General features: G+C 69.9%; 17 protein-coding genes. 14 read left to right on the forward strand and 3 right to left on the reverse strand.

What is annotated here, in order from left to right:
• Positions 1-130: 130 nt before the first annotated feature.
• The 5 genes from ACQEVM_RS34220 (at position 131) to ACQEVM_RS34240 (ending at position 4,978) form a co-directional block, all read left to right on the forward strand.
• The gene (locus tag ACQEVM_RS34220; protein ID WP_433085861.1) at positions 131-976 is read left to right on the forward strand and encodes an AfsR/SARP family transcriptional regulator; all 846 of its coding nucleotides are present in this window, start codon (positions 131-133) and stop codon (positions 974-976) included.
• Positions 977-1,176: 200 nt separating this feature from the next.
• Entirely contained in the window at positions 1,177-1,932 is a 756-nt protein-coding gene (locus ACQEVM_RS34225; RefSeq protein WP_433085863.1) for a ScbR family autoregulator-binding transcription factor, read from the forward strand.
• Between the two features lie 167 nt (positions 1,933-2,099).
• Positions 2,100-2,921, forward strand: a complete 822-nt coding sequence (locus ACQEVM_RS34230) for an AfsR/SARP family transcriptional regulator (RefSeq protein ID WP_433085865.1) — start codon at positions 2,100-2,102, stop codon at positions 2,919-2,921.
• A gap of 272 nt (positions 2,922-3,193) precedes the next feature.
• Positions 3,194-4,405: an epoxide hydrolase family protein gene (locus tag ACQEVM_RS34235; RefSeq protein WP_433085867.1), complete on the forward strand. Its 1,212-nt coding sequence runs from the start codon at positions 3,194-3,196 to the stop codon at positions 4,403-4,405.
• A 66-nt stretch (positions 4,406-4,471) separates the two neighbouring features.
• The gene (locus ACQEVM_RS34240; protein WP_433085869.1) at positions 4,472-4,978 is read left to right on the forward strand and encodes a DinB family protein; all 507 of its coding nucleotides are present in this window, start codon (positions 4,472-4,474) and stop codon (positions 4,976-4,978) included.
• 56 nt (positions 4,979-5,034) lie between these two features.
• Here ACQEVM_RS34240 and ACQEVM_RS34245 read toward each other — a convergent pair whose 3' ends face one another.
• Entirely contained in the window at positions 5,035-5,583 is a 549-nt protein-coding gene (locus ACQEVM_RS34245) for a flavoprotein (protein WP_433085871.1), read from the reverse strand.
• Between the two features lie 332 nt (positions 5,584-5,915).
• On the opposite strand from ACQEVM_RS34245, the gene ACQEVM_RS34250 reads away from it, so the two are divergent.
• Together ACQEVM_RS34250 and ACQEVM_RS34255 are read left to right on the forward strand one after the other, a co-directional pair.
• Positions 5,916-6,512 (forward strand): dihydrofolate reductase family protein, encoded by a 597-nt coding sequence (locus ACQEVM_RS34250; RefSeq protein WP_433085873.1) that lies wholly within the window; start codon positions 5,916-5,918, stop codon positions 6,510-6,512.
• 62 nt (positions 6,513-6,574) lie between these two features.
• On the forward strand, positions 6,575-6,787 hold the full coding sequence (locus ACQEVM_RS34255) for a DUF4287 domain-containing protein (RefSeq protein WP_433085875.1): 213 nt from the start codon (positions 6,575-6,577) through the stop codon (positions 6,785-6,787).
• A 315-nt stretch (positions 6,788-7,102) separates the two neighbouring features.
• On the opposite strand, the gene ACQEVM_RS34260 is transcribed toward ACQEVM_RS34255, so the two are convergent.
• On the reverse strand, positions 7,103-7,582 hold the full coding sequence (locus ACQEVM_RS34260) for a GNAT family N-acetyltransferase (RefSeq protein ID WP_433085877.1): 480 nt from the start codon (positions 7,580-7,582) through the stop codon (positions 7,103-7,105).
• A gap of 111 nt (positions 7,583-7,693) precedes the next feature.
• Here ACQEVM_RS34260 and ACQEVM_RS34265 point away from each other — a divergent pair, with 111 nt between their 5' ends.
• Entirely contained in the window at positions 7,694-8,716 is a 1,023-nt protein-coding gene (locus ACQEVM_RS34265) for an NAD-dependent epimerase/dehydratase family protein (RefSeq protein WP_433085879.1), read from the forward strand.
• Positions 8,717-8,747: 31 nt separating this feature from the next.
• Here ACQEVM_RS34265 and ACQEVM_RS34270 read toward each other — a convergent pair whose 3' ends face one another.
• Positions 8,748-9,740: a ScbA/BarX family gamma-butyrolactone biosynthesis protein gene (locus ACQEVM_RS34270; protein WP_433085881.1), complete on the reverse strand. Its 993-nt coding sequence runs from the start codon at positions 9,738-9,740 to the stop codon at positions 8,748-8,750.
• Positions 9,741-10,176: 436 nt separating this feature from the next.
• On the opposite strand from ACQEVM_RS34270, the gene ACQEVM_RS34275 reads away from it, so the two are divergent.
• From ACQEVM_RS34275 to ACQEVM_RS34300, 6 genes are all read left to right on the forward strand, one after another.
• Positions 10,177-10,830 (forward strand): ScbR family autoregulator-binding transcription factor, encoded by a 654-nt coding sequence (locus tag ACQEVM_RS34275; RefSeq protein WP_433085883.1) that lies wholly within the window; start codon positions 10,177-10,179, stop codon positions 10,828-10,830.
• Between the two features lie 105 nt (positions 10,831-10,935).
• Positions 10,936-11,604, forward strand: coding sequence for a ScbR family autoregulator-binding transcription factor (locus ACQEVM_RS34280; protein WP_433085885.1), 669 nt, complete (start codon positions 10,936-10,938; stop codon positions 11,602-11,604).
• A 259-nt stretch (positions 11,605-11,863) separates the two neighbouring features.
• Positions 11,864-12,688, forward strand: coding sequence for an AfsR/SARP family transcriptional regulator (locus tag ACQEVM_RS34285; protein WP_433086938.1), 825 nt, complete (start codon positions 11,864-11,866; stop codon positions 12,686-12,688).
• Positions 12,689-12,985: 297 nt separating this feature from the next.
• Positions 12,986-13,807 carry an AfsR/SARP family transcriptional regulator gene (locus ACQEVM_RS34290; protein ID WP_433085887.1) on the forward strand — a complete coding sequence of 274 codons (822 nt, stop codon included), beginning with the start codon at positions 12,986-12,988 and terminating at the stop codon, positions 13,805-13,807.
• 242 nt (positions 13,808-14,049) lie between these two features.
• A complete protein-coding gene (locus tag ACQEVM_RS34295) occupies positions 14,050-14,313 on the forward strand; it encodes an acyl carrier protein (RefSeq protein ID WP_433085889.1) in 264 nt (87 codons plus the stop codon).
• A gap of 88 nt (positions 14,314-14,401) precedes the next feature.
• Positions 14,402-15,367 (forward strand): aromatase/cyclase, encoded by a 966-nt coding sequence (locus ACQEVM_RS34300; protein WP_433085891.1) that lies wholly within the window; start codon positions 14,402-14,404, stop codon positions 15,365-15,367.
• Positions 15,368-15,403 lie beyond the last annotated feature (36 nt).

The following is a 15,403-nucleotide window of genomic DNA, read 5'->3' on the forward strand; positions in this document are numbered from 1 at the left end:
CAAATAGGATTCTTGACTGGAACTCGGGCGCCGCCGGCCTGAAGCTAGGGTGGTGCAAGGTTCATTGACAAACCGTCGGTCCTGTTTTTTACTGACTCTTGCGACTCATCCAAGGACAGGGGAGTACGACGTGGACATCGATGTACTGGGCGCACTGGACGTGCGGGAGAACGGAATCTCCATCACGCCGACCGCCCCCAAGCCCCGGCAGGTCCTGGCCCTCTTGGCCCTCCATGCCGACCAGGTGGTGCCCGTATCGGCACTGATCGAGGAGCTGTGGGGCGGCCTGCCGCCGCGCAGCGCCCGTACGACGTTGCAGACCTATGTACTGCAATTGCGCGCCCTGATCGCGACCGCCCTGGAGGGGAGCGACACTTCGCGGACTCCGAAGGACGTGTTGGTGACGTTGCCGGGGGGTTATTTGTTGAGTGGTGGTGGTGGGACGAGTGATGTGCGGGAGTTCGAGCGGTTGTCGGGGTTGGGGTATCGGGCGATGGATGTGGGTGATCATCCGGGTGGTGCGCGGTTGTTGAGGGAGGCGTTGGCGTTGTGGTCGGGGCCGGCGTTCGCGGATGTTCAGGGTGGTGTGCAGTTGGACATGGAGATGCGTCGGTTGGAGGAGACGCGGTTGTGTGCGTTGGATCAGCGGATCGAGGCGGATTTGCGGTTGGGTCGGCATCGTGAGGTGTTGGCGGAGTTGACGGTGTTGGTGAGCAGGTATCGCACGCACGAGAATCTGCATGGGCAGTTCATGTTGGCTCTGCACCGTTCCGGTCGGCGTGGTGAGGCGCTGGACGTCTACCAGCGACTGCGGACCACGCTCGTACGGGACCTGGGGCTTGAGCCGTCGGGGGCGCTGCGCAGACTCCAGCGCTCCATCCTGATGGCGGGGCCGGAGGGAGCGGCGACAGCCGCCGACGGCGCCGGCGCGGGCGCGGTGGGAAGTACCCGGGTGGAGCGGTTGGTACGGGTCTGAGCCCGGAGCGGCGCCCGTGGGTGCGGGTGTGTGGGTGAGTTTTCGTACTTCTCCTGCGGTGGGATGCGTGTGGGTGGGGGACGTGCGTGTGAGTGGGGCGGGGTCGAGCGGGGCTGGGGCTGAGCGGGGGCTGGTGGGGTCGGACGAGGGCGGCACGTGCGGTGCCGCCGCGAACCGGCTCGGGTGAGAGGAGACGAGCGGTGCAGGAGAGGTCGGAGCGGACGCGTAGGCGACTGCTCTTCGCCGGAGCCGAGATGTTTCACCGGAACGGCTACGCCAATGCGACGCTCGGCGAGATCGCGAGTGTGGCCGGGGTCACGAAAGGGGCGCTGTACTTCCACTTCGCCTCGAAGGACGAGCTGGCGGACGCGGTGCAGCAGTGGGGCTGTGGGCTGTTGCACGAGGCGGTACGGGGATTGCGGGAGGCCGGGGACTCGCCGTTGCAGGCGCTGATCGGCACGACGCACTGGCTGGCGCGGACCCTGCACGAGGATCCGGCGATCCCGGCGAGCTTCCGGATCACCAAGGAGTGCGCGGGACAGCAACCGGCGGTGGTGGACTTTCACGGGGCGTGGCTGTCGGTGGTCTGTCGGCTGCTGCGGATGGCCCGGGACGCGGGGGAGTTGGCGGGCTTCTCGGGAGGGGTCGGCGAGGGCGATGGCGCGGGTGAGGGCGATGGAGCCGACGGGACCGGTGGAGCCGGGAGCGGCGGTGCCGGAGGTCGGTGGGAGGGGGCGGAGGCGTTGGTGGCGGCCGCCGTCTGTGGGATCGAGGTGCTGTCCGGGACCGGGCTGTCGTACCGGGAGTTGAAGGGCAAGGTGGCCGCCCTCTGGGGGCTGCTCCTGCCGAGCCTGGTGGGGGAGGCGCGGGCCGGGGAGTACCGGACGTGTGGTGAGGCGGGCACCGCGGACGAGCGGTGCCTGGAGGCGGTGGGGTTCGTGGCAAGCGGGGGCTAGGTCGATGTCTTCGCTTTTCGATCGCAGGATCGGTCTGCCGGTTGCCGGTTGCCGGTTGCCGTGCGGAGTCGGGTTCAGGCCCGTGTTCAGGCCTTGGTTCAGGGTCGTTGGCCGGGTCGTTGTCAGGTTCGGATTCGTTTTCGGTTTCGCGAAGTGGAGGGGAGACCGTGAAGATTCAGGTTCTGGGTCCGTTGAGTGCCGAGGTCAACGGGGGCTCGATCGTTCCGACTGCGGGCAAGCCGCGCCAGATCCTGGCGCTCTTCTCGCTGCAGCCAGGTCGAGTGATTCCGGTACCCACGCTCATGGAGGAGATCTGGGGTCACGATCTCCCGCAGAGCGCGCTGACCACACTCCAGTCGTACATCCTGCAACTGCGTCGTCGACTGGGCACCGCCATGGGGCCGGGACGGCCCGGCAGGGCCAAGGAGGTGCTCGCCACGCGGCACGGTGGGTACGTGTTGCAGGTGCCGCCGGAGGCGGTGGACGTGTACACGTACGACAGCCTTCTGGCCCGGGGGCAGAACGCGTTCGAGGCCGGTGACGACGAGAGATCCGCGGCCATGCTGAGGGATGCGCTCGCGCTGTGGAACGGGCCGGCGCTGGTCGACGTACGGCTCGGCCCGATTCTGGAGATCGAGTGCATGCGGCTGGAGGAGAGCCGCCTGGTCGCGGTCGAGCGGCGGATCGACGTCGACCTGCGATTGGGGCGGCACACGGAACTCCTGGTGGAACTGACCGAACTGACGGCGCGGCACCCCCAGCACGAGGGGTTGCACTCGCAGGTCATGGTGGCGCTCTACCGGTCGGGTCGGCAGGCGGCGGCGCTGGACGTGTACCGACGGTTGCGGAACCGTCTGATCGACGACCTGGGGGTGGAGCCGTCGCCGCAGTTGCAGCGACTGCACCAGGCGATGCTGGCGGTGGACCCGGCGTTGGATGTGGCGGCGGGGGCGAAGCGGGGGTCGACGTTCGATCTGTACGCGGCGTAGCCGTTTCCCTGGCCGGGGGTGGGATGTGGCGGGGCCGGGGGCTCTGCCGGTGTGGTGCGGTGTGGCGCGGCGCGGCGCGGTGTGGTGTGGCGCGGTGCGGCGCGGCGCGGTGCGGTGTGGTGCGGCGCCGTGGGGCGTGGCCCGGACTGCGTCCGGCTTTCCGGGGCTCCGCCCCGGACCCCGCGCCTCAAACGCCGGCGGGGCTGAGATGGGCTGGCCCGGCGGGGCTGGGGTGGGGTTCGTGTGATCGGGGTGCGTGGCAGGGTGGGGGGATGGGTGATCTTGGGCAGGGGTTTCGGGAGTTCCGGCTGGGCGTGGGCGAAGGGGAGCTGGACGACCTTCGCGGGCGGTTGGAGCGGGTGCGGTGGCCCGATGAGTTGAGCGGGGTCGGGTGGGCGTACGGGATGCCGCTGTCCGAGGTGCGGGAACTCGTCCGGTACTGGCGCGAGGAGTACGACTGGCGGGCCGCCGAGGCGCGGCTCAACGAGTGGCCGCAGTACACCACCGAGATCGACGGGGCCACCGTCCACTTCGCGTACCTCCGCTCGCCCGAGCCGCGTGCGACACCCCTGCTGATGACCCACGGCTGGCCCGGGTCGTTCGTGGAGTTCCAGCGGGTCGCCGGGCCGTTGACCGATCCGCGGGCGCATGGCGGGGACCCCGCCGATGCCTTCCACCTGGTACTTCCGCACATCCCGGGGTTCGCCCTGTCGGGGCCGACCACCGAACCCGGCTGGGAGTTTCGGCGGGTGGCGCGCGCCTTCGGGACCCTGATGGACCGGCTCGGGCACGAGCGGTACGGGGTGCAGGGCGGCGACTGGGGCGCCGCGGTCTCGCGGGAGTTGGGGCGGGTGCGGCCCGGGAACGTGGTGGGAGTCCATCTGAACCTGCTGCCCGGCGCCGGGGCGACGTCCGAACCCACGCCGGAGGAGCTGGCCGCGCTGGATCCCGTCGAGCGGGAGCGGACGTCGGCGTCCTGGGAGCGGTACCGGGTGTGGGCGCGGGAGCGCCAGGGGTACGCCGACATCCAGTCGACCCGGCCGCAGACCCTCGCGTACGCGTTGAACGATTCCCCCGTCGGACTGCTCGCCTGGATCGGGGAGAAGTTCGCCGAGTGGAGCGATCCGCGAACCCCCGTGGACCGGGACCGGATGCTGACGAACGTCATGCTGTACTGGCTGACGGGCACGGCCGGTTCCGCCGCCCGGATCTACTACGAGCGCGCGCACGCCGACCACCACGGGCAGCCGCCCGAGGTGTCGAGGACGCCGACCGCACTCGCCGATTTCCCCCGGGACAACTTCATTCCGCTGCGGCACATCGCCGAACGCACCGATCGCATCGTGCGCTGGACCTCGTACGACAAGGGCGGGCACTTTCCCGCCATGGAGGTGCCCGAGTCGCTGGTGGAGGACGTACGGGCCTTCTTCCGGCAGCTGAGGGCGGCGCCGCGAGCGCGGGGTTCCCGAGGGGTGACGTTCTGAGGGCCGCGTCCGACAGGTGCGGTGTCGGCCGGTGTGGGTGGCGGACGGGACTGCCATCATCAGCCGATGGACGACGAACAGAGGACCCGACCCGTTCTGACGGGTGATGAACGCGCCACGCTCACCAGCGTTCTGCAGGGGCAGCGGGACACGCTGCTGATGAAGTGCGCGGGCCTGACGGTCGAGCAACTGCGCCGCAAGGCGGTCGCGCCGTCCGAGCTGAGCCTGCTCGGGCTGGTACGGCATCTGGCGGAAGTCGAGCGGAGCTGGTTCCGCAATGTGCTCAACGCCGAGGGAGTGAGCAGCTTCTTCCCCAGGAACGAGGCCGGCGAGCGGACGGACTTCCACGTCGAGGACGCGGACCCGGCGGAGTCGTTCCGGATCTGGCAGGAGAGCTGCGAGCGCTCCCGCGCGATCGTGGCGGCGGCGGAGTCCCTGGACGTGCGGGGGCGCCACGAGGACCAGACCTACTCCCTGCACTACGTCCTGGCCCACATGATCGAGGAGTACGCCCGACACAACGGGCACGCCGACCTGCTGCGCGAGGTGATCGACGGGGTCACCGGGGAGTAGCGGGAGCCGGGGGAGGGTCGGGGGCCGCCGGCCGTGTCGGTGGGGGCAGCTGGTGGCTACGGGGCCGCCGGGGTGCCCTGACGGTCCACGGCGTCCAGGGCCAATGCCCACGGGAAGGGGGCCGGGACGTCCTCGTCCGGCGGACCGGGGGTGTACCCGCCCTCGCCGTGGAGGAGTTCCACGCCGGCTCCCCGCAGCTCGGCCAGCGAGAGGTCGAAGCGCGGGTGCGCCGCGAGCGCGGCGTTCGTGCAGGGCATGGCGACGACGGGAATGTCCTTGCCGATGGCCTCGGCGGCGATCCCGGCGACGAACCGGTCGGTGAGCCCGAGAGCCCAGGCGTTGAGCGAGTTGAAGGTGACCGGGGCGAACAGCACGGCGTCGGCCGCGGGCCACACGTCGGGTTCCCCGGGCAGCTTGTACTGCCAGCGCACCGGGTTCCCGGTCAGGGCGGCGAGTCCGTCGAGGCTCTCGGACACCCAGTGCGCGGCCGTCGGGGTCAGACCGAGGCAGACGTCCCAACCGCGCGACTGGGCGTTCTCGATCACGTGGGCCACGTCGAAGACGGGCGGGGCGGCGGAGCAGAGCAGATACAGGGTCCTGGTCATACCGCCATGTGATCATATTCCTCCACCTCAAGCGGACTTGAGGTGTGAAAGTCATCGCCGAGAACACAAAGAACGCGGCGGGTGGAGACCGCCCGTCCCCGGGCCGCGACCCCGCGTGACGTGGAGCGCCGGCGGAGAGAGTGGCGCGAGGTTCTTGCGCGGGGTGCGATGAGTTTCGGGGGGCGGGGCCGTCTATCCCTGTGACGCGGCGGAAAGAGAATGTGGACGGTGTGCACATTGCCTTGTAGGCTGCGGGTCATGGAGATGTGGACGCCGTCCACATGGGTGGGCGGCACCGCCGCGCATCGGCGGTCGACAAGGGAGCGGGACACATGCGCATCGTGGTCAGCGAGTTCATCAGCCTGGACGGCGTCGTGCAGGCACCGGGCGGCGCGGGCGAGGACGGCGACGGCGGATTCGCGCACGGCGGCTGGTCGCACCCGTTCTTCGACCCGGAGGTGGTGGGCGGTGCCTTCTCGGACGCGATGGGCGGGGCCGAGGCGCTGCTGTTCGGGCGACGGACCTGGCAGACCATGGCGGCCGCGTGGCCGGAGCGGGCGGGGGACCCGTTCGCCGACCGGATGAACGCGATCCGCAAGTACGTCGTGTCCGAGACGCTCGACGACTCCGAGCCTGCCTGGGAGAACACCACGCGCATCCCCGGTGGCGAGGCGCTCGCCCGCATCCGGGAGCTGCGCGCGGCGGAGGGCGGCGACCTGCTCGTCATGGGGAGCCCCACCCTCGTCCGCACCCTGTTGAGCGAAGGATTGGCCGACGAGCTGCGGCTCATGATCATGCCGGTGCTGCTCGGCGGCGGTAAGTCGATCTTCCCGGACGACGGCGGTCTGCGGACGCTGGAACTGGTCTCCACGGTCACCAGCGCCGCCGGCGTCAACGTGTGCACCTACCGGCCGGTGACCGGCGGCTGAGGCCGCCCCACCCTTCACCCACACCACCCACGCACCCGTCTCCGTACGAGAGGAACCCCGACATGACCGACGCCGTCAAGGGCCCCGCGAGCTACTTCCCCTCGATCGAGAAGAAGCACGGTCGACCGATCTCGCAGTGGAAGGAACTCATCCGGTCCTCGCCCCTCACCCGGCACATGGAGCTGGTCAGCTGGCTCAAGGCCGAACACGGCCTGGGCCACGGTCACGCCAACGCCCTCGTGGCCCACACCCTCGCCGAGGACGCCGGCAAGTGAACCGCTGAGGGGCAAGTGAACCGCGGAGGGGGTTGCGGGAGCAGGCCGGACGCTCGCGTAGGAGGCTGAACTTCCTCGCCGGCGCCGGGCCGCCGGGCCGGCCACGGGCGCGCGTTCGCGTTGTCCACGGCCCTCAAGCGGGTACGGGGGGTGGGCCCGCAGGAGTTCCGCGCCGGGAAAGCCCTGGCGGTCGAGGCTCCGAAGGACGCTCGGGGCCCGCTGACGGTGGTGCTCCGGGGGTGGCGGCGACCCAAGGAGCCCTCGGCTCGCCCCCAGCCCCGGTCCCGGCGCCGCCCCCGGCGCCGCGCGCCCGCGTCAGAGGGTGAGGACGCCGACCCGCTGGGTGCCGCTGAGTTCGCCCGTGGTCGTGAAGCCCAGACCGAGGTAGAAGGGCTCGGGGGTGTGCTCGCCCGGGTTCCAGGTGACGTACGCGTGGGTGCCGCCGAGGCGGCGGATCTCCTCGGCGACCGCCTGGACCGCGAAGCGTCCGTATCCCCGGCCCTGGCGCGCGGCGGAGATGTTCAGGCGCCAGATGCCGGAGCGGCGGTCGTTCGCGTCGTCCGCCCAGGAGATGTCGAGGAAGGCCATGACGAAGCCGACCACTTCCTCCGCCCCGTCGTCCCCGCGGTCCACGATGGCCCGCGGCCAGGCGTTCGTCCCGTACACGTAGGCCTCCGCCAACGATTTCAGGACAGGTGACACAAGGTGCTCCTGATGCGGGTGAAGACGAATCGCGCACACCGCGTCGAAGTTTTCCGGGGTGACCGGTACCAGGCGGGGAGTTGAGCTGCTCATCGTCTCAGCCTACTTTCCGCCAGGGTGACGATCGACGGAACGGTGATGCTGTAAGAAGTAAGTGCGGACCACTCCTCCACTTCCTTGCGGGCCGTGCTTCCCGTACCGCCCGTGCTTCCCGTACCTCCCGACGAAAGGCTGTCGTTGATTCCCGAACGGATCCTCGTGACGGGCGCCACCGGCTTCGTCGGATCCCATGTGACGGACCGTCTGACGGCCGCCCTGGGCGCCCCGGACGGACGGAGGGGCCCGGAAGGCCCGGTCGGTCCCGCGCTGCGGTTGCTCACCCACCGGCGGGCTCTCCCGGGGCGCACGGGTGGGGCGGTGGCCGGGGTCGAGACGGTGACCGGCGATCTGACGGACCAGGCGTCCCTGCGGGGCATCTGCGAGGGCGTCACCGCGGTCGTCCACCTCGCGGCCCGGATCGGCGGCACCGAGGAGGAGTGCCGGACGGTCAACACCGAGGGCACCCGCGCCCTGCTGGCCGAGGCCGCGCAGGCCGGCGTACGGCGCTTCGTGCACCTCGGCACCGCCGCCGTCTACCGGGACGAACCCCACCGGGGCGAGGCCGAGGGGCTGTTGGCCGAGGAACCGGTCTCCGCGACCAGCGTCACCCGTCTGGAGGGCGAGCGACTGGTCCTCGCCGCAGGGGGCGTCGTGGTGCGGCCCCACCTGGTCTACGGACGCGGTGACACCTGGATGGTCCCCGCGCTGGTCGACCTGATGGGGCGCTTGCCCCACTGGGTGGACGGAGGACGCGCGCGGCTCTCGATGATCTCCGCGGACGCGCTGGCGGACGCGGTGGTGGACCTGGCCCGGCTCCCCGGACGGCTCGCGGGACAGGTCCTGCACGCCTGCCACCCGGAGCCGGTCGGCGCCCGGGAACTGGTCACCACCGTGGGGGAGGCCCTCGGGGTGCCCCTGCCGGAACAGGACGTCACGCTGGAGGAGGCCTGCGCACGGCTGGGTGCGGCGGGCGACCCGGTCACCCGCCGCAGGATCTCGCTGCTGGCGGTCGATCACTGGTACGACGGCAGCCGCTTGTGGAAGCTGGTCGGCGCGGAGCCCGGACCTGGGCTGCCGGAAGGATTCGCCCGGTACGCGCCGTGGTACCGGGAGCACATGGGCCGATGAGCGGCCACGGCTCCCGGCCGAGGAGGCCGGATCAGTCGGAGGCTATGGTTCCGGTGACGGTCGCCTCGAATATCCGGGCGTCGCCCTGGTGTCCGGTGACGTGCACGGTGCGGATGCCCGGGTCCATGGAGTGGGGGACCTCGGTGTCGATCCAGCACGGGGCGTCGAGTTCCGCGTAGTTGTGGAACGAGGACTCCACCGCCGTGGGTCTGAAGGAGCGGGCGTGGAGCGTCCCGCAGGCGGCCTGGCGGGCCGCCTCCACCAGGACCATGCCCGGGTGGTGGTCGTTGGCGTGCTCGAAGAGGATCGGGTGCGTCAGGTCCGGCGAGAGCAACCAGCGGCCGGGCCGGTCGCCCGGGGCGAGGACCACGTCGAAGGGCAGCAACCGGCCCGCCTCCGCCGGCAGGATCGGCGCCGGACGCGGCGGGAGCTGCGCGGGAGCGGCCGTGGACAGCGCGCCGTACTCGCCGCGCAGCCGACGGTAGACCGCCGGGGGAACGAAACTGAAGAGCCCGGAACCGGTGGCCGCGATCCGTCCCTCACGGCGGACGCTCACCTCCAGGAAGCCGGAGAACCGGTTGCCCTTCCAGCCGAAGTCCCGGCAGGTGGCGATGAGTTCCAGGTCGGTCGGGCCGGCGCCGATCAGCAGCTGTTCCAGGTCGGCCTTGAAGCCCAGGCTCCACAGCAGCACACTGTGCCCCAGGGGCACCCCGTATTCCGCGTGGCACAGTAAAAGGCCGGCCTGACGGACGGTCTCGCCCACTTGGACGAGGTCGTGTCCGGTACCGTCCGCGCTGATGAAGAAGGTATGGGCCCGCGGCCACTGGCCGGTCAGCAGGAAGGTGTCGTCACCGATCCGTTCGTAGCCGGTCAGGAACACCTCCGCCACCGAGCTGCGATGCACGTACTCCCGGGGGACGGTGCTCGTGAGCCGGGGGAGTTCGTCACAGCGCGTCGTCCGCCGCACGCCGGCTTCCTTCATGGACAGCGCGGGGGTGTTGTTCTCGAACGTGAGCAGGGTCATGGACCTCTCCGCAGAGCCGAGTTGACGGATGGGACGAGCACTTGAAGTCGTAAGATACGTACTCTCCGGTTTTGTTTGCAAGGATGTTCTGGCCTCCACTTGGCGCAGATGTCGCTGCGGGGCCGATGTGAGGGTGCGAGTGTCACCGTAAGGTTAAAACAAACCAGGTGGATGGTTCGTTTGAGGCGGTGACAGCCTGTTCATTCTTGGCTGCTCAGCGAAGTTGATCGTGCGAGAGCGCGACCAACGCGAGAACTTCTCCCGCCACGTGAGACGGACTTGACTGCCGTGGCCAGAAGGTCACGGTTTATTGTTTCCGTCTTGATAAAATACGAACCTTCTGGTTGGTTTTACGGGGGGGAGCGGAATCCCGAAGGGGTTCCGTCCGTGTGGGCCCGTGAACATCGGAGGCATCGTGGCACGTCAGGAACGTGCAGTGCGCACGCGTCGTGCAATCTTGGAAGCGGCGGCCTCGGTCTTCGACGAGCGCGGATATGAGGCTGCGACCATCGCGGACATCCTCACCCGCGCCGGAGTGACCAAGGGAGCGTTGTACTTCCACTTCTCGTCCAAGCAGGACCTGGCGCGAGGAGTCCTCGACGAGCAGTTCGCCGAGGGGGGCGTACCACCGCGCCAGAGCAAACTGCAGGAACTCGTCGACACGTCGATGGTGATGGCCCATCGCATGCAGCGCGACCCCATGCTGAGCGCCGGCGCGCGGCTCTCGCTCGGTCCCGACATGCGGGAGATCTTCGGAGGCGGATCGGTCCCCGGCTGGATCAAGGTGACCGAGGAGATGCTGATCCAGGCCAAGGCACGCGGCGAGCTGCTGCCGCACGTCAACACGGCCGAGACGGCCTGGACCCTCTCGGCCTGCTGGACCGGGGTGCAGATCTACTCGCAGACGCTCGTCAACCGCGAGGACATCGAACACCGGGTCTCGGTGCTCTTCGAGCACGTCTACCCGAGCATCGCGACGCCCGCGGTCCTGGCCCGGCTGGAGATGGGGCGGACCCGCGGGGCCGAGGTGGTGGCCGAGATGGAACGGTTGGGGGCCGCGGAGGTGGTCGGCGACCAGGTCGCCTCCTGACGCGCGTCGGCGTTTCTCGGGCACGGCTCCACCGAGGCGTCGGACCGTGCCTGCGAAGCTTTGTAATCCCCTGGGCAAACCGCCGAGGCGGTTTGTGGAGATCGCATGGTCAAGCAAGAGCGTGCTGCCCGCACGCGTGAGATTCTGGTCCGCGCCGCCGCGGAGGTGTTCGTCGAGGAGGGTTTCGCCACGGCCTCGATCGGCGCGATCAGCAAACGGGCCGGGGTCAGTGCCGGCGGCCTGCACTTCCATTTCGGCAGCAAGACGGCCTTGGCCGAGGCGGTGGTGGACCGGGCCGCGGCATCCGTGCGCGTGATCACGGTCTCCCGGCCGGCGGGCGGAAACGCGCTCCAGGTGCTCGTCGACTCGACGCACGACCTGATGGCACTCCTCGCGCATGATCCCGTGGTCAGCGCGGGATTCGGGCTCTGCGTGACGACCGGGACCGGCGACGACGCGGCAGCCGGCCCCTGCGGTGTGCGCCGTCAGTGGCAGCGCTGGGTCGAGGCCATGTTCCGTACCGCCGCCCGGAACGGGGAACTCGCCGACGGCGTCTCGGCGCAGGACGCGGCCGCCGCCGTGGTGGCGGCGATCGTCGGCTTCGAGGCCCTCGGAGCCGACGAGGGAGCATGGCTCGCCGAGCCCTCGCTCGCCCGGTACTGGGCCCTGATGCTGCCCCGGATCGCCGCCGACGGCTCGCTCGGAGAGCTGCGCGCAGACGGCTCGGACCCGATGTGCGTGGCCGGCGCCGCCCGAAGCGGCGCCCCCGACTAGAAAACTGAACGGTCCGTTCCGGTCTCTGAAGCACCCCTCAGGAAGGTTTCTGAGGGGTGTTTTTGTGCGCGCCGGCGGCTTCCAGGGACCCCCGATCCCTGGCAAATGCGCAGGTCAGATGCTGTTCGCCGGTGTCTGTGGCCTCTGATGGCAAAAAAACGGCCCAGCCGGTTTGGTATTGACAAACCGCTGATGCTGTTTTTTGCTCATTCCGGTGAAAGTCGAGGGCTCATCCATGGACGAAGCAGGGGAGTACGGCGTGGACATCGATGTACTGGGCGCACTGGACGTGCGGGAGAACGGGATCTCCATCACGCCGACCGCGGCCAAACCCCGTCAGGTGCTCGCGCTCCTCGCGTTGCACGCCGACCAGACGGTCCCCGTCGCCGCGCTGATCGAGGAGCTGTGGGGCGAGCAACCGCCGCGCAGCGCCCGCACCACGCTGCAGACGTACATCCTCCAGCTCCGGGCGCTCATCGCCACGGCCCTCGCCAACGGCGGGGACACTTCGCGGACTCCGAAGGACGTGTTGGTGACGTTGCCGGGGGGTTATTTGTTGAGTGGTGGTGGTGGGACGAGTGATGTGCGGGAGTTCGAGCGGTTGTCGGGGTTGGGGTATCGGGCGATGGATGTGGGTGATCATCCGGGTGGTGCGCGGTTGTTGAGGGAGGCGTTGGCGTTGTGGTCGGGGCCGGCGTTCGCGGATGTTCAGGGTGGTGTGCAGTTGGACATGGAGATGCGTCGGTTGGAGGAGACGCGGTTGTGTGCGTTGGATCAGCGGATCGAGGCGGATTTGCGGTTGGGTCGGCATCGTGAGGTGTTGGCGGAGTTGACGGTGTTGGTGAGCAGGTATCGCACGCATGAGAATCTGCATGGGCAGTTCATGTTGGCCCTGCACCGTTCCGGTCGGCGTGGTGAGGCGCTGGACGTCTACCAGCGACTGCGGACCACGCTCGTACGCGAACTCGGCATAGAGCCCTCGGCGGCCCTGCGCCGGCTTCAGCGCTCCATCCTGATGACCGGGCCCGAACGCCCCCTGGATTCCACCGAGACGCCCAAGAGGCGACTGGTTCCCGTGGGCTGACAGGTCATCGCACGGTCTCTGTGCGCTCATTTCCCCGCGGCCACCGGAACCCCACTCCGGAAAAGCCCGGACAGCACCGCGGAAAGAACTGCCGCGGGAGCCCCCGAGGAAAGGTCATCATCACTGATGAAGGGGCTCCCACCAGCGGAAAGGCACCCAACCGCGCGCCGGCGCGGAGGGCCGCTCGACGCAGGCTCAAGAATTCGGTGACCTTGCCCGGGGCCCCGTTACCGTGATCGGGTCGAATGCTGAAATCCGAGTATGGCGCGACGAATTGCGGAGGGGAGACGGGAAACCGTGAAGATTCAGATTCTGGGACCTTTGAGTGCCGAGGTCAACGGAGGATCGATCGTTCCCACGGCGGGCAAGCCGTGTCAGATCCTGGCGCTCCTCGCGCTCTACCCGGGCCGGGTGATGCCCGTGCCGACCCTCATGGAGGAGATCTGGGGCACCGACCTGCCACAGAGCGCGCTCACCACCCTGCAGACGTACATCCTCCAACTGCGCCGCCGGCTCGGCACGGCCATGGGGCCGGGGGCCCCCGGCTCGGCGAAGGACATCCTCGCCACCCGGCACGGCGGATACCTGCTCCAGATCCCCCCGGAGTCCGTGGACGTCCACACGTACGAGACCCTCGTGGCCGGCGGCCAGAACGCCTTCGAGCAGGGCGACGACGAGACCGCGGCGGACCTGCTGCGCAGGGCGCTCGCCCTGTGGCAGGGGCCGGCGCTCGTCGACGTACGGGTGGGCCCGATCCTCGACATCGAGGTGCTGCGGCTCGCGGAGAGCCGACTCGTCACCACCGAACGGCGGATCGATGTCGACCTGCGGCTGGGCAGGCACACCGAACTCCTTGCGGAACTGACCGAACTGATTGCCCGGCACCCGCAGCACGAGGGACTGCACTCGCAGGCGATGGTCGCGCTCTACCGATCGGGGCGACAGGCGCGGGCGCTGGACGTCTTCCGGCGGCTGCGGACACGGCTCATCGACGAACTGGGCGTGGAGCCGTCGCAGCAGCTGCAACGGCTGCACCAGGCGATGCTGAAGGTGGACCCCGCGTTGGACGTGGCGGCGGGGCCGCGGAGGTCTTCGACGTTCGACCTGTACGCGGCGTAGCCCTCCGGGGGTTGTGCGGGTGCGGATGGCGGCGCGGTGCGGGTGGGCCGGGCCGCGGCCGGGGTTGCGGGGCTCCGCCCCGGACCCCGCGCCTCAAACGCCGGCGGGGCTGAAAGGGCCCGGCGGGGCTGGAATTGCCCGGTCGGGCCAGGGGGCGTTGAGTGGTGCTCCAGGGAGGGTGGTCAGGCTCGGGGTACCCGGGACGCGTCCGCGTGCTCGCGGACGAGGAGAGGGGTACACCCATGGACCGGCTGGAACTCACCGACCTGACGCGGATCCTGCGCGCATGGGGAGGTGAGGAGGAGGGCGTCGAGCTGGACGACGACGTCCGCGACCTGTACTGGGTGGAGCTCGGCTACGACTGCCTTTCCGTCCTCCAGACCACCGGATACCTGGAGCGGAGGTTCGCCATCGCCTTCGACGAGGAGGCCATGGAGTACGCCGACACCCCGCGCCGCTACCTCGACCTGGTCAACCACGTGCTGGGTTCCCGCGCCGCGGTCTGAGGTCGCGCCCCGGAACTCCACCCGGAGTCCAGGAAGCTTCCTGCGGATACGGACAGGCTCTGCATCAAGCGTTGAGAGAGGGTGTCTGATGTCTGTCGAACGAGTGCACCGGATGACACACGCGGTGGACGTCGCCGCACCGGCCGGCGTCCTGTACGCGCTGGTGGCCGACACCGCCCAGTGGCCGCTGCTGGTACCGGACACCGTCCATGTCGAGCCGTGGGACTTCGACGGCAGCCGGGAACGGTTCTCCCTGTGGGACACCCGCGACGGGACCGTACGGTCGTCGTTGTGGCGGCGGACCCTGGACCCCGAACGGCGGCGCATCGACTTCCGCCAGGAGGTTCCCGCGGCGCCCGTCACCTCCGCGGGCGGCAGTTGGACGGTACGGCAGCTCGCCCCGGGCTGGTCGCGGCTGACCCTGGAACAGGACTTCACCGTCGCCGGCAACCGCGGCTCCGACGTCGAGCGGACCCGCGCCGACGTCGAACGAGGCGGGCGGGACATGCTCGACCGGCTGCGCGAGGCCGCCGAGCGCTGGGAGCGGCTCGACGCGCTGACGATGAGCTTCGAGGACTCCGTCCGCGTCGACGGACCGGGCGAACCGGTCGGCGCCTTCCTGTACGACGTGGCCTCCTGGCCCGACCGGGTCCCGCACATCGCGCGCGTCGACGTCGTCGAGGACCGCCCGGGAGTGCAGCGCGCCACCACGCACACGCTGACCGTCGACGGCTCCGTCCACACGACGGAGTCCGTACGGGTGTCCTTTCCGGCTGCCGGCCGCACCGTCTACAAGGAGACCGTGCCGTCGCCGCTGCTGGCCGCGCACACCGGGGAGTGGTCGATCGTCCCGGACGAGACGGGAGTCACCGTGATCTCCCTGCACCACGTGCTGCTGGACGAGCGGATGGTGGAACGCGTCCTCGGTCCCGACGCCGACCTGACGCAGGCGCGCCGGTACGTCCGCGAGACCCTCGGCCGGGAGAGCGCGGCCACCTTCGAGCAGGCCCGCGCGTACGCGCGGAACGCCGTCAGGGGCCTGCGGGCGCTGTGAGCGCCGGACCGCGAGCGGAGGTCCGGCGCCCCTTCG

Source organism: Streptomyces sp. CA-243310 (assembly GCF_050936775.1).
Lineage (GTDB): Bacteria > Actinomycetota > Actinomycetes > Streptomycetales > Streptomycetaceae > Streptomyces.

Bases quoted from the DNA above. Each gene is read 5' to 3' on its own strand.
- ACQEVM_RS34235 (WP_433085867.1), top strand. From the start codon at position 3,194: ATGGGTGATCTTGGGCAGGGGTTTCGGGAGTTCCGGCTGGGCGTGGGC.
- ACQEVM_RS34250 (WP_433085873.1), top strand. From the start codon at position 5,916: ATGCGCATCGTGGTCAGCGAGTTCATCAGCCTGGACGGCGTCGTGCAG.
- ACQEVM_RS34295 (WP_433085889.1), top strand. From the start codon at position 14,050: ATGGACCGGCTGGAACTCACCGACCTGACGCGGATCCTGCGCGCATGG.
- ACQEVM_RS34260 (WP_433085877.1), bottom strand. From the start codon at position 7,582: ATGAGCAGCTCAACTCCCCGCCTGGTACCGGTCACCCCGGAAAACTTC.
- ACQEVM_RS34255 (WP_433085875.1), top strand. From the start codon at position 6,575: ATGACCGACGCCGTCAAGGGCCCCGCGAGCTACTTCCCCTCGATCGAG.
- ACQEVM_RS34240 (WP_433085869.1), top strand. From the start codon at position 4,472: ATGGACGACGAACAGAGGACCCGACCCGTTCTGACGGGTGATGAACGC.
- ACQEVM_RS34270 (WP_433085881.1), bottom strand. From the start codon at position 9,740: ATGACCCTGCTCACGTTCGAGAACAACACCCCCGCGCTGTCCATGAAG.
- ACQEVM_RS34300 (WP_433085891.1), top strand. From the start codon at position 14,402: ATGTCTGTCGAACGAGTGCACCGGATGACACACGCGGTGGACGTCGCC.
- ACQEVM_RS34280 (WP_433085885.1), top strand. From the start codon at position 10,936: ATGGTCAAGCAAGAGCGTGCTGCCCGCACGCGTGAGATTCTGGTCCGC.
- ACQEVM_RS34245 (WP_433085871.1), bottom strand. From the start codon at position 5,583: ATGACCAGGACCCTGTATCTGCTCTGCTCCGCCGCCCCGCCCGTCTTC.